Origin of the sequence: Erythrobacter sp. (assembly GCF_036351135.1) — a bacterium.
Taxonomy (GTDB): Bacteria; Pseudomonadota; Alphaproteobacteria; order Sphingomonadales; family Sphingomonadaceae; genus Erythrobacter.
Genome location: NZ_JAZBON010000009.1, coordinates 204793 through 217741, shown reverse-complemented (window position 1 = coordinate 217741; position 12949 = coordinate 204793). Strand labels below are relative to the sequence as shown.

Sequence of the window (12949 nt, the reverse complement as noted above, 5' to 3'; positions counted from 1 at the left end):
GCGGGGATGACGGAGGGGGGCGGGAATGACGGAGGGGGGCGGGGATGACGGATGGGGGCGGGGATGACGGTAAGGGATGATCAGGATAAGGAGCGCCATGCCCGCCACCCCCGCCTGGCCTCCCAAGAGCGTGCCGCGCCTGTTCGTCAAGGAGGAGCTTGGCGAAGGTCATACCCTTACGCTGGACGGCAATGCGGCTCACTATCTCGGCAAAGTGATGCGCGTAGGCGTGGAGGACACCGTCATCCTCTGCGACGACATCACGGGCGAATGGGCGGCGCGGGTGGACGAGGTGGAGAAACGGCGCGTTCGGCTCACCGTCACGGGGCGGCTTCGCCCGCGCGAAGAAGTCCCCGATCTGTGGCTCTGCCCGGCATTGCTGAAAAAAGACCGCTTCGACCTCGTGCTCGAAAAGGCGACCGAGCTGGGCGCCGCGCGCATCCAGCCGGTGCTTACGCGCCGCTGCGTCGCCGACAAGCTCAACATGGACCGCGCGCGCGCCATCACGATCGAAGCCGCGGAACAATGCGCGCGCACCGCGCTGCCTCGGCTGGACGAGCCGCAAAAGCTCGACGCGCTGCTGCGAGACTGGCCTTCGGACCGCACCCTTTTCTTTGCCGACGAAGAGGGCGGCGATCCCGCCGAACGCGCCTTTGCGGCAGGAAGTTCGGCCGCCGCCATCCTGATCGGTCCCGAAGGCGGCTTCGAGGATGCCGAACGCGCAAGTATCCGTGCCCTGCCCCAAGCGTGCGCGATCTCGCTCGGCCCGCGCATCCTGCGCGGCGAAACCGCCGCCATCGCCGCGCTCTCGGTGTGGATGGCCGGAGCCGGGGATTGGGCGAGAGATCCAGGCAACACGCAAGGATGATTTGCCGCCGACAAAGCCAGAATGCGCTTTTCACCGCGAAGCGCCTTCAATAGAGCCGCCCCGCATGAGCACCCGCGAGACCTCTTCGAGCGACGAGCCGATCATCGAGACGCTGGACGACCTCACCGCGCCCATGCGCCACGGGGAAAAGCCGAAAGCTGACTGGCGTATCGGCACCGAACACGAAAAGTTCGTCTACCGCGTCGCCGACCGGCGCGCCCCGTCCTATGGCGAAGAGGGAGGAATTCGCGACCTGCTGATGAGCCTTACCAAGTTCGGCTGGGAGCCGATCGAGGAACTGGCGCCCGATGGCACCAACAATGTCATCGCGATGCGGGGCGCGGACGGGACGGTCAGCCTCGAACCTGCCGGACAACTTGAATTGTCGGGCGCGCCGCTCGAAAACCTGCACGAAACCTGCGCCGAGACGGGGCGGCACCTCGCGCAGGTGAAGGAGATCGGCGAGCGTCTGGGCGTCGGCTTTCTGGGGCTCGGCATGTGGCCCGACAAGCGGCGCGACGACCTCTCCGTTATGCCGAAAGGCCGCTACAAGATCATGATGGACCATATGCCCCGCGTCGGCAATCTGGGCCTCGACATGATGCTGCGCACTTGCACCATCCAGGTCAATCTCGACTATTCGAGCGAGGCGGATATGGTGAAGAAGTTTCGCGTTGGCTTGGCACTCCAGCCGCTAGCCACCGCGCTGTTTGCCAACTCGCCCTTCACGGAAGGGCAACCCAACGGCTACCTCTCCTATCGCAGCCACATCTGGAGCGACACCGATCCGCACCGCACCGGAATGCTGCCCTTCGTGTTCGAGGACGGCTTCGGCTACGAACGCTGGGCCGAATATATGCTCGACGTGCCGATGTATTTCGTGTTCCGCGAGGGGCGCTACATCGACGCTGCCGGCCTTTCCTTTCGCGATTTCCTCGCTGGCAAGCTCTCCGTTCTTCCCGGCGAGCGCCCGACAGCGAGCGACTGGTGGGACCATCTTTCCACCGCCTTTCCGGAGGTCCGCCTCAAGAGCTTTCTCGAAATGCGCGGCGCGGATGGCGGACCGTGGAGCCGGATCTGCGCGCTGCCGGCGTTCTGGGTCGGACTGCTTTATGACAGTCAGGCGCTCGATGCCGCCTGGGATCTGGTCAAGGACTGGGGCATGGAAGAGCGCGAGCGGTTGCGCAGTGACGCTCCTAAACTCGGCCTCGACACGCCAATCCCCGGAGGCGGCACGATGCAGGATCTGGGCCGCGAAGCGCTCGCCATCGCGCATAAGGGCCTCGCCGCGCGCGCGCGGATCAATGCGAGCGGCGACAACGAGACCGGCTATCTCGAAACGCTCGACGAAATCGTCTCGAGCGGCAAGGTCCCCGCTCAGCGCCTGCTCGATGCCTATCACGGTCGCTGGGACGAAGACGTTTCGCAGGTCTACGCATATTCGTTCTGAATGATCGGCGCCCCGCGCCATTAGGTTGCTAAGCCCGCTGCGGCTGAAGTAAGCCCGAAATTAGCCGCGCAGATTTCAGCGCGCGAGGGGGGACGACTATGCCGATCGTATCGGCCGAAGCTCGGCGGGGGCCGGGCGCATTCGATAATGGGCGCAAGGCGATAGCCGGGTTCGACGTCGAGATCATCGGGCTGCGGATAAACCAGCCGCTGGGCGGCGCACCATGGCGATGATCGTCGTTATCGGCTCGTTCCGCGTGCCGCCCTCTATGGTCGACATGGTGGAGTCGGCGATGGAGCCAATGATTGCCGCGAGCCGCGCGGAAGAAGGGTGCATCGAATATGCCTATGCGCTCGACGTACTCGACGAGGGCCTGGTTCGGGTGAGCGAGAAATGGCGCGACCGTGCCGCGCTCGAAGCGCATTTTCGCACCGCCCATATCGCCGAATGGCGCGCGCAGGTTTCCGCCCTCGCCATGACCGAGCGCGAGCTCATCGCCTATGAGGTGGATGAGGGTTTCTATATCTGACGCGCGGCCGGGCCCGTCGACATCATTCGGCAGGCTCGCGCGGGCGATCCAGGCCGGGGGCCGCACGCTCATCCTTCGCCGACGATATCCGCGACCACACCGCCCGCTGCAACCGCGCAAGCGGTGCGGTGATCAGCCCGCGCTGCTCCATCCAGGCGTGATACACGCCATATTTCGCATCCTCGGCCAGCAGATGCGCTTCCTCGGTGCGCGCCCGCCAGTAATAGATCGCGTTGACCACCAGCAAGAACATGGTGTTGCGCAATGCGTCGCTCGCCGATCCGCTGGTGACGAGAAAAGGCATGACCGAGCACCACCAGAACAGGTTCTTCGACAGATAGGCCGGATGGCGCGTGAAACGGTAGGGCCCGTTGGTCAGCACACCGCGATAGGTGAGGTTGGAGAAGCGGATGCCGAAAATCACGGTCGCCCAGGCATAGATCGCGGTGAGAAAGACCAGCAGCCCCGCCCAGCCCCACAGCAGCGCCGGCTGCCCGGCCAGCCAATGACCCCAGTCGGCGACATTGCTTTCATAGGACAGGATCTGACCGTCCGCGCCGATGACCCCCCAGACGAAGGGTGGATAGCAGATCAGCGCCGCGAGCCAGCCGCCGAGAAACGGATTGCCCGAGCGGATATGGGCATCGAGCGGGCGCAGGGTGAAGAGGTAGCCGACCGTCCCGATCTGCACGTCGACGACGAACAACAGGGTGATGAAGAACATCGCGATCTCCACCGGATGGCCGAACATCGCGGCCGGGTCCGCCTCGACGATGATGGCAAATCCGGCGGGCAGGATGGAAATCATGAAAGCGCCGAAAAACGCCTTGATGATCCAGGCACGCCAATGCCGCTTGATCGCCTCGCCATCGCCGATCCCTCGCCCGAGCAGGGCGGCGCCGAAATGCCAGGTTGCATCGCGCGGGTTCACCATGAAGCGGTCGAGCCAGACGACATAGGGGACCGATAGCACCACGAGCGGCAGCAGCGCGTAGCCGAGCAGGTGCATGACGAAGAGATATTGCCCATCCCAATACCAGCGGCATAGCGCGTAAAGCGCGGCGAGGATCGCCCAGGTCGCCCACAATCCGACGAGTTTTATGCTCGCATCGGGCAGGACATCTTCGATCCGCCGTGCCAGGTTCCAGTCGAGCCCGGTCGAGGGGCGCAGATGGACCTTGTCGACCAGCAGCGACCAGATCGCCATCGGTCCGGCGGTGAAGACCATTGCCGTAAGCGCAGCATAAGGGCCGGAGAGAACGCCATATTCCGGCGGCAGGCCGAAGACCGGCGCCAACGCCGGAAAGGTGCGGCAGAAAAGTATCCAGACCAGCAGCCCGAGCAGTCCCGCGAGCCCGACGCCCGAGGAGACGTCACTCGGCGGAAGCTGCCCGCCGAACGCTGGCTGTGGCCTTGCCGGGATGGAGGGCGAGGTGGCGGTCATTGCCCCAAGGCGCTTAGCGCCGAGGGGTTAATTCTCCGCCCACCCGTTTCGGCCCGTCCCGCGACAAGACGCGCCCGTTCGAAGGGTTAACGCCGCGCCTCGCGGCGCGAGAATCAGCGATAGGCGTGGATGGTGCCCGAATCGTCCAGAATGTAGAGCATATTGTCCGCCACCACCGGAGCGAGGCTGACTGGTTGTCCGACGTCGTCGAACAGCTGCGCCGAGCCTTCGCCCGCGCTGACCTTCCAGATTTCGCCGCGCGAGCTTGCGACCCACAGATGCCCGCCCGCCAGCACCGGGCCGGTCCAGAAGATCGGGCCCTTGCGGTCCTTTTCATCGCGATATTGTTGCAGCTGCGTGATCCAGCGCACGCGGCCCGTCGAACGCGCGATCGCGAGCAGGCGCGCATCGTCGGTAAGGGTGAAAATCCACTCGCCCGCGATGGACGGGGTCGAAATTCCGGCAAGGTTCAATTCCCAGATGCGCTGTCCGGTGACGAGTTCGTAGGCCGCCATGCGCCCGCCCTGCCCAAGGGCGTAGACGCGGCCCGAATCGATGATCGGATCGGCGTCAATGTCGGTAACGGTGCTGACCTTGGTCGAGATGTTGGTCCGCGCCAGCGCGTCGGCCCACAGCGTGCGTCCGTTCTCGTAGCGATATGCCGACAATTCGCCCGAGGAATAGCCCGCAATCACCGTCCCCTGCCCCGCAGCTGGAGCGGCGACACCAAACACGCCCGATTGCGTGCTCGAACCCGATTCGTTCCACAGCAGTTCGCCGTTGGCGGCGTTGAGCGCGATGATCTGGTTGTCCTGCGTCATCACATAGACCTGGCCGAAGGCGACCGTGGGCGAACCGCGGAGCGGCCCCGCTGGTTTTACTTTCCAGATGCGCTCCCCCGTTGCCGCGTTCTTGGCCTTGACCTCGCCGACACCATTGGTCGCGTAGATCACGCCATTGTCGTAACTGACGCCGCCGCCGAAGGCCGCCGCGCGGTTTTCGTCCGGAATTTCGTTTTCGTCGCGGCTCCAGACGACATCGCCCGTGTCCTTGTCGAAGGCCCAGATCGCGCCCTCGGTATCTTCGACGTAAAGCCTGCTGCTCCCGATTACGGGAGATGCGGCCAGCTTTTCACGATCGTTCGAACCGGCGATCTGCGCGGTCCAGACCTTGGTGGGGTTTTCGCTCAGAGCGAGATGGCCATAGGACTTGTCCGCCGCGCCCCCGACCTGCGCCCATTCCGCATTGACCTGCGCCGGCGGCAGGACGACCGAGACATTGGCCAAGGTCGGATCGACCGCCGCACCGCTTTCGATGCGCGACAGGATCGGGGTGCGCTCGCCGATCGTCGGCGTCGTCTTCTCGCGCCCGCCACAACCGGTCAGCACCATTGCGAGCGCTCCCGACAGAATTGCGAATTTCACGGGATGGCGGTTGGTCATAGACATGGTTTCGTCAACTTTCCTGATCGTCACTGCGGCGGCACGGCTGCGGCACGGCCCGCGCCGATCACACCGGTAGCGGGCGACAGAGCCTGTTCGCGTTCGCGCTCGCGTTCGAGCAATTGTTCGACATCCTCGATCGCATCGACGCCCAGCAACCCCGCCATCTGGCGCGCGCGGTTGCGCAGGGTTTCGGGCTGCGCCTCGTCCTGCGCGATTTCGCCGAATAGGGTGCCCGCGCGCTCGCGGTTGCCCGCTTCGAGATGGGCGATTGCGACGAGCTCGCCCGCGCTGCCGAAAAAGGCATTCCCCGGCACGGCGAGGTCGCCGAGCCGGGCGATGACATCCTCGGGCGCGCGATCGTCGAAATTGGTCGCCACTTCGCGCAGCCGCGCCAGATCGCGCAGCGGCCCGGGTGCCGCTTCATCGGCAGCGACGGCGGCGTAAAGCTCCACCGCACGCGCCTCTTCGCCCTGTTCGAGCGCGGCGGCGGCCTGGAGAAGCCGGGCCATGCTACGCGCGCCGACCGAACCCTCGTCTATCAGCGGATCGACCTTGGCCTCGGCCCCGGCATAATCGCCCGCATCGACCGAATCGAGCGCGCTCACGATCGCCTCGGACTGCGCCTCGAGCTCGGCCTCCCGGCTCGAATCCCACCACCAATAGGCGAGCATGCCCAGCAGCACGAGCGCGATCGCTATGCCAAGCGGTAGGCCATAGCGCTGAAAGAAGGCGGCGGTGTCGTCCTGACGCACGGCCTCGTCAATCTCGCGCATGAGGATCTCGTCCTCGCGCGAAGGGCCGCCGGGCGCGGCGGGTTTCGGGGTCTGGACTGGCCGTGCGGGCGGGGTCGTGTTGGTCGGGATACGCGCCACGGGGCGATGTCTTCCTGTCTCGTCAATGTACGGGCGATGCGCGGCTCTTTAGGGAGGGGCGGGCCCTTCCGCAATGCCGCACGCCGGCCGCGCTCACAGCCGCGGCAACGGCGCCTTCGCGGTGGCATGAGTGCCGCGCACAAGTTGAACCCCGAATGAAGCGCGCACGACGGTGCGACCTCAGCCTTAGGCGCTTTCCATCGCTACCCAATAGAGCTCGCGATAGGCCGCGATCATGTCGCGCGCATCGAAACGCTCGCGGGCGCGTTCCCGGTTCGCCTTGCCGATCTTGCGGCGCAGGCGCGCGTCGGCGGCAAGTTCGCCGAGCTTCTGCGCGAGTGCGCCTTCGTCGCCTGCCGGCGCGATGTAAGGGCGGTTCGCCTCCGACACCATTGAGGCGATATCGCCCACCTGCGGCGCGGCGACTGGCAGACCTGCCGCCATCGCCTCGACCACCGAGAGTGGGAATTGTTCGCTGCGCGAGGCAAGCGCGAAGATGTCGAACAGGCCGATGACGCTCGCCGGATCGGTGAGTGCGCCGGGCAGGTGCACCCGATGGCTGACTTCCAGCGCATCGGCGCGCGCCTGGATGGCCTCGCGTTCGGGCCCTTCGCCCAGGATCACGAGGTGCCAGTCGGCATCGAGCTTTGCACAAGCCTCGACCAGCAGGGGCAGCTGTTTAACCGGCCTCAAGCCTGCAAGCGTGCCGACCCAGCGCTCGCCGGGGCGCTTCATCAGCCGCAGCTTCGAAGGGTCGGGCTTTTTACCGAAGGCGCGCGTGTCGATGCCGTTGGGGATGCGGACCACTTGTACGGGCGGGCACTTCCATTCGCGCGCGGCTATCGCTTCCAGCCCGCGACTGGGCACGACCAGCGCATGGACGCGGCCCATTGCCGCGCGGCGATACCAGTTGCGGCGCGGTTTGAGGCCGTCCGTCTCGTCCTCGTTGAACCCGTCCTCGTGGTGGATCAGCGGCGGCAATCCTAGCGCCTCGGCAAAGACCGTATGCGCCATCGCCGCGTCGATCGCTCCCCAATTGTAGCTGAGAACGAGGTCGAACGGCTTCATCGCCTGCGCGATGGCGACCAGCCGCCCAGGCGTTGGCCAGCCGGTGAGCGGGGGAAAGTCGGTCGCGATCCGATAGGCAGTGCCCGGATCGATATGATCCGCAGCGCCGCGCTCGCCCTCCACCCCCGAGACGATCGTATGTTGCGCATCCTTGCCGAACGCATTCATCAGCTGGACGGCGCGCAATTCCTTGCCTCCGGGCGCGAAGGTGGAATGGCAGTGCAGGATATGCGGCACGTCGCTGCGGGCAGGCATGGCGTGAGTTCGTCAGAGCCTCGCGAGCAGCGCGTCGATCGCCGCGCGCGCTTCGGGTTCGTCGAGCGTCGGGGCATGACCGACCTCGGGGATCGTGACCGTCTGCAAATCGGAATGCCGCGCAGCCATCGCCTCCACCGTGCGCGGCGTCAGCAGGTCGGACAATGCCCCGCGCACCAGCAATGTCGGCACGTCGTGCAATGCGTCGAACAGCGGCCAGAGGTTCCCCTCGGGCGATTCCCCGCCCTGCCGGAACGGTTCGGCGATCGCCATGTCGTAATCGTAGCTGATCCGCCCGTTCTGCCCGAGCGTCATCGTGCGCTTGGCCATCTTCAGCCAGTCGTCGAGATCGTAGCGCGGGAAGGCGGCGCCGTGGATGTCGGCAAGGGAGCGCGCGGCGTGAACCCAGGTGGGATAGGAGCGCGCCTGTCCGACATAATCGCCGATCCGCGCCACGCCCGCCGGATCGATCTCGGGCCCGATATCGTTGAGTACCGCGGCCTCGATCCGTGTCCGATCGGCGGCGGCCAGCATCATCGTCATCAGCCCGCCCATCGAGGTGCCGATCGCGATGAAACGGGCGATGCCCTCCTCGCGCAGCAGATGTTCGACATCGGCGACATATTGCTTGGGCTTGTAGCTTGCCGTGTCGCTGGCATAGGCGCTGTTCCCGCGACCGCGCATTTCCGGGATGAGCACGCGGCGCTTTTCCGCCAGATGCAGCGCGAGATCGTGGAAATCGCGGGCATTGCGGGTGAGCCCATGAAGACACAGGACGGGCACGCCGTCATCCCCTTCCGGCCCCGCATAATCGCGAAAAGCGAGCGTCAATCCGTCCTCGCTGGTCCAGCTTCTCTCGGTGTAGGCATCAGCCATCGGGGCGTCTCTTCGCATATCGTATGGTGAGGTGTGGTTGCGCGCCGGATGGCGAGGCTCCACTATCGCGGGATGAGCGAGGAACCGCAAGCAAGCTATCGCCCCGATCCCGCAATCCTCGCGCTCGCCGACTGGCTGGCCTCGCCGGTCGAGGCGGCCGATTTTCCCGAGACCCGCCTGCGCTTTCGCAATGATCGCGCCGCCGAAGAAGTGGGCCTGGCATCGCTTGGCGATACGGAATGGATCCGCCATTTCGCAAGGTTCGAGCCGCTCACCGACAACCTTCCCCGCCCGCTGGCGCTCAAATATCACGGCCACCAGTTTCGCACCTATAATCCCGAAATCGGCGACGGGCGCGGTTTTCTCTTCGCGCAGCTGAGGGACCGGAGCGGACGCCTGCTCGACTTCGGCACCAAGGGATCGGGCACCACGCCCTATTCGCGCCAGGGCGACGGGCGGCTGACCCTGAAGGGCGCGGTGCGCGAGATCCTGGCGACCGAAATGCTCGAAGCGCAGGGCGTCTACACCTCGCGGACCTTCAGCGTCGTCGAAACCGGCGAGCAGCTCGAACGCGGCGACGAACCCTCGCCGACCCGTTCAGCCGTCCTCACCCGCCTCTCAAACTCGCATATCCGCATCGGCACGTTCCAGCGGCTGATGGCGCATGAGGAAGCGGATCGCATGGCGCAGTTGGTGCAATATTGTCTCGATCACTTCCCCGGCCCGCCGCCGCCCGAAGACGCGCCCGGCCGCGACGAGCCCGCGGTGCAGCTGATGCATCAGGTGACCGAGCGCATGGCCGATCTCGCCGCCTCCTACATGGTCGCAGGTTTCGTCCATGGCGTGCTCAACACCGACAATATGAACATCACCGGCGAGAGCTTCGATTACGGGCCGTGGCGTTGGCTGCCGCGCTGGGACCCCGCCTTTACCGCCGCCTATTTCGATCATGGCGGACTCTACGCCTTCGGCCGCCAGCCGGAGGCGCTGCACTGGAATTGCGGGCAATTCGCGGTCGCCTTGCGGCTAATGGCCGAAAGCGCGCCGCTGATCGCCGCGCTCGAACGTTTCGGGCCGCTCTACATGGCGGCTGTGGGGCGGCGGTGGTGCTGGCGTCTGGGCGTGCATCCGCGCGGCAGCGAGGAGGATGCGCAGCTGGTGGCAGCGTGCGAGAAAGCCATGCGCGAGACAGGGATCGGCCCCGATGCGTTTTTCTTCGCCCATCGCGGCGGGCGCGACATGGCGGGGGAACCGGGAGGAGAACTGGCGGAGGCGCTGGCCGCATACGAACCGGTTGAAGATCGGCATCTCTATTGGGAGGACGCCGTACCCCAATCGCTGCTGATCGAGGAGGTCGAGGCGCTGTGGTCGCATATCGACGAGCGCGACGACTGGCGGCCGCTCATGGCCAAGATCGACGCGATCCGCCGCATGGGGGAAGCGCTCGGACCACCGCCCGCCCCCGCCGGCCATCTCCGGTAATGCGCCCTGCCCCCGGGGGCTCGCTCTACCTTCAGGATTTTCCTAGATAATCGAGCGGCTCCCGATTAATGCCGTCATGCCAAAGAGCGTCGCCAGAACGCTCGCGAATTTGGGGGAGCTTTTTGCCGGACACCGCCACGATAGAGAACCTCGCATGAGCGACACGCGGATCGTTTCGCGCGCGCCGGCGACCGGAGAAGTGGTCTGGGAAGGCGAGGTCGACGATGTCGATGCGGCGGTCGCCAGAGCGCGGGCGGCATGGTCGGGATGGGCCGCGCAGGCACAGACACACAGGATCGAAGTCGCGCGGCGCTTTGCCAACGAGGTGCGCGCCGACGCGGAAACCCTCGCCGAGCTGATCGCGCGCGAGGCTGGCAAGCCGCTGTGGGAAGCGCGCACCGAAGTCGACGCGGTGATCGCCAAGGTCGAGATCTCGGTCCAGGCCTATGCCGAGCGCACGGGTCGCAAGAAATTCGACAGCGCGCTCCAGGGAACCGCTGCGGTGCGCCACAAGCCGCACGGAGTGATGGCGGTGCTCGGCCCCTACAATTTTCCCGCACATCTGCCGAACGGCCATATGGTCCCGGCGCTGATCGCGGGCAATGCGGTGATCTTCAAACCGTCGGAAAAGACGCCCGCGGTCGGCGCCGCGCTGGTGAACTGCTGGAAACGCAGCGGGATACCCGAAGCCGTCGTGCAGCTAGTCGCCGGCGGACCCGATGAAGGCAAGGCGCTGGTCGCGCATTCGGGCGTCGACGGCGTGCTCTTCACCGGCTCCGCGCAGGCCGGCATCGCCATCAATCGCAAGCTGGCAGCCAATCCGGGCAAGATCGTCGCGCTCGAAATGGGCGGGAACAATCCCATGGTGGTGCTGGACACACCCAAGATCGCCGATGCCGCCGCGCTGATCGTTCAAAGCGCCTTCACCACCGCGGGCCAGCGCTGCACCGCCGCGCGTCGTTTGATCGTGATCGATGCAGTGTATGACAAGCTCGTGCCCGAACTGGTCACGCTCACTCGCAAGCTGCGCATCGGCGACCCATTCGCCGAGCCGCAGCCCTTCATGGGGCCGGTGATCGACAACGACACCGCCGACGGCCTTACCGAGAGCTTCCTCGCGCTGATGACCGCGGGTGGCAAACCGATTTTGCACATGCGCCGGACCGATCCCGACCTGCCCTTTGTCACCCCCGGCATCGTCGACACCACAGCGCTCGACGACCGACCCGACATCGAGCTGTTCGGCCCGATCCTCCAGGTCATCCGCGTGCCCGATCTCGATGCCGGTATCGCGGAGGCGAACAACACCCGTTTCGGCCTGTCGGCGTCTCTGATCGGCGGAAGCCCCGAGGATTACGGGCGTTTCTGGGCCAATATCCGCGCTGGCATCATCAACTGGAACCAACCGACCAACGGCGCCTCTTCGAAAGCCCCCTTCGGCGGGATCGGTCTATCGGGCAATCACCGCCCCGCCGCATACTACGCCGCCGATTATTGCGCCTACCCGGTCGCCAGCACCGAGATGGACCAGCCGCGAGCCAATATCGGCGTGGGATTGAAAGACGAAGAATAGCGTGCGTGCGGCGCGTCAACCGCGCCAGTAGATGATGTCGATTTCGGCCAACCCGCCCGGCCCCTCGCGCGCATGGACGGCGATGTGTTCGCGCTTGCCTCGCCCGTGAAACTGCAATTCGGGCGCGTTGTAGCGCTCGATGGTGAAGCCGGCGCGGATGGCTACGGCGAGATGATATTCGAGCGCCTCTAGTGCATCGACCGGAGTTTGATAGCGCGCGATGTGGACCGCGCAGTCGCCCTCTTCAGCGCCCGCTGCCTGGTGGATCATTCCGTGCGGCATGATCGCGGCGACGTCCGGCATTCGCGCCGCCCAGCCAAGCTCGCCTGTAACCTGCGCTGCGCAATCGCTGGACGCACCTACGGCTCCAAGCATTTGTGCAGCGGAGGTAAGCTCTCCCAGCGCCGACCCCGCGCCGGATAACGCTCCTGGCAATGCGGGGATCGGGCCGGCGCGCAGCAATTCGATCTGCGCCGCCTCGCTCGCGCGCGCGGCGGCATCTTCATGGTGGATCATCGGTGGCAGCGGATGCGCGTCGCGCCAGGTAATCGCCGCATTCGCTTCGTTGCGGGTGGCGAGATCGGGGTCGGTCATCAGCGGATCGAACAGCGCGCGGGCGAGGATCGGGTCCTGCGATAGCGGATCGTTGTCTCCATCGCCCGGCGCAACGCTGTCGTCGGCGCATGCGCCAAGCGCGAGGACAATGAGACTGGTCAGGAAGGCTTGGACGCACCGATACATGATCGCCCTATGGGGCAACCATGGTTAACACTCTCGCAAATCGGCGCTCCCCATCGAAGCCCTCGAACCCACAAACAAAAAACGCCCCCGGACCCCGAAGGGCCTGGGGGCGCTTTCCCGCGACTGGTGGGAGCCGCGCCCGGGCCATTGGTGGAATTGGCCCAAGTCGTTGTCTGGTTGCACGCGAGGAGAGCACTCCGGCTTGCGAATCGCCCCTCGCTCGATGTGTTCATATTTACATCGGTGAAAATGAACACGTGCGCATCACCCGGTTTGGCGTTCGTTCAGCTTTCGGATGAGTTTCCTTAAGTAACGCGATTGCCCGCAATCGACGCGCTTGCGCCCC

General features: G+C 65.6%; 12 protein-coding genes. 6 read left to right on the top strand and 6 right to left on the bottom strand.

Annotated features, from left to right (window positions below):
- The first annotated feature begins 97 nt into the window (after positions 1-97).
- From V2I30_RS02200 to V2I30_RS02185, 4 genes are all read left to right on the top strand, one after another.
- Positions 98-868 carry a 16S rRNA (uracil(1498)-N(3))-methyltransferase gene (locus tag V2I30_RS02200; RefSeq protein ID WP_330660427.1) on the top strand — a complete coding sequence of 257 codons (771 nt, stop codon included), beginning with the start codon at positions 98-100 and terminating at the stop codon, positions 866-868.
- Between the two features lie 64 nt (positions 869-932).
- Positions 933-2318 carry a glutamate--cysteine ligase gene (locus V2I30_RS02195; RefSeq protein WP_330660426.1) on the top strand — a complete coding sequence of 462 codons (1386 nt, stop codon included), beginning with the start codon at positions 933-935 and terminating at the stop codon, positions 2316-2318.
- A gap of 98 nt (positions 2319-2416) precedes the next feature.
- Entirely contained in the window at positions 2417-2551 is a 135-nt protein-coding gene (locus V2I30_RS02190; RefSeq protein WP_330660425.1) for a hypothetical protein, read from the top strand.
- The gene (locus V2I30_RS02185; RefSeq protein WP_330660424.1) at positions 2542-2847 is read left to right on the top strand and encodes a putative quinol monooxygenase; all 306 of its coding nucleotides are present in this window, start codon (positions 2542-2544) and stop codon (positions 2845-2847) included. Before V2I30_RS02190 ends, V2I30_RS02185 begins: the two co-directional genes overlap by 10 nt.
- Before the next feature lie 22 nt (positions 2848-2869).
- On the opposite strand, the gene V2I30_RS02180 is transcribed toward V2I30_RS02185, so the two are convergent.
- From V2I30_RS02180 to V2I30_RS02160, 5 genes are all read right to left on the bottom strand, one after another.
- Positions 2870-4291, bottom strand: a complete 1422-nt coding sequence (locus V2I30_RS02180; protein WP_330660423.1) for a methyltransferase family protein — start codon at positions 4289-4291, stop codon at positions 2870-2872.
- 113 nt (positions 4292-4404) lie between these two features.
- Complete coding sequence (locus V2I30_RS02175; RefSeq protein ID WP_330660422.1) at positions 4405-5733, bottom strand: PQQ-like beta-propeller repeat protein; 1329 nt, start codon at positions 5731-5733, stop codon at positions 4405-4407.
- 29 nt (positions 5734-5762) lie between these two features.
- Entirely contained in the window at positions 5763-6608 is an 846-nt protein-coding gene (locus V2I30_RS02170) for a tetratricopeptide repeat protein (protein WP_330660421.1), read from the bottom strand.
- Between the two features lie 186 nt (positions 6609-6794).
- A complete protein-coding gene (locus V2I30_RS02165; RefSeq protein ID WP_330660420.1) occupies positions 6795-7931 on the bottom strand; it encodes a glycosyltransferase in 1137 nt (378 codons plus the stop codon).
- A gap of 12 nt (positions 7932-7943) precedes the next feature.
- Positions 7944-8807: an alpha/beta fold hydrolase gene (locus V2I30_RS02160; protein ID WP_330660419.1), complete on the bottom strand. Its 864-nt coding sequence runs from the start codon at positions 8805-8807 to the stop codon at positions 7944-7946.
- Between the two features lie 72 nt (positions 8808-8879).
- Between V2I30_RS02160 and V2I30_RS02155 the strand changes: the two genes are divergently transcribed.
- A complete protein-coding gene (locus tag V2I30_RS02155) occupies positions 8880-10289 on the top strand; it encodes a protein adenylyltransferase SelO family protein (RefSeq protein ID WP_330660551.1) in 1410 nt (469 codons plus the stop codon).
- A gap of 154 nt (positions 10290-10443) precedes the next feature.
- Entirely contained in the window at positions 10444-11862 is a 1419-nt protein-coding gene (astD, locus tag V2I30_RS02150; protein ID WP_330660418.1) for a succinylglutamate-semialdehyde dehydrogenase, read from the top strand.
- 15 nt (positions 11863-11877) lie between these two features.
- Here astD and V2I30_RS02145 read toward each other — a convergent pair whose 3' ends face one another.
- On the bottom strand, positions 11878-12603 hold the full coding sequence (locus V2I30_RS02145; RefSeq protein WP_330660417.1) for a hypothetical protein: 726 nt from the start codon (positions 12601-12603) through the stop codon (positions 11878-11880).
- Positions 12604-12949 lie beyond the last annotated feature (346 nt).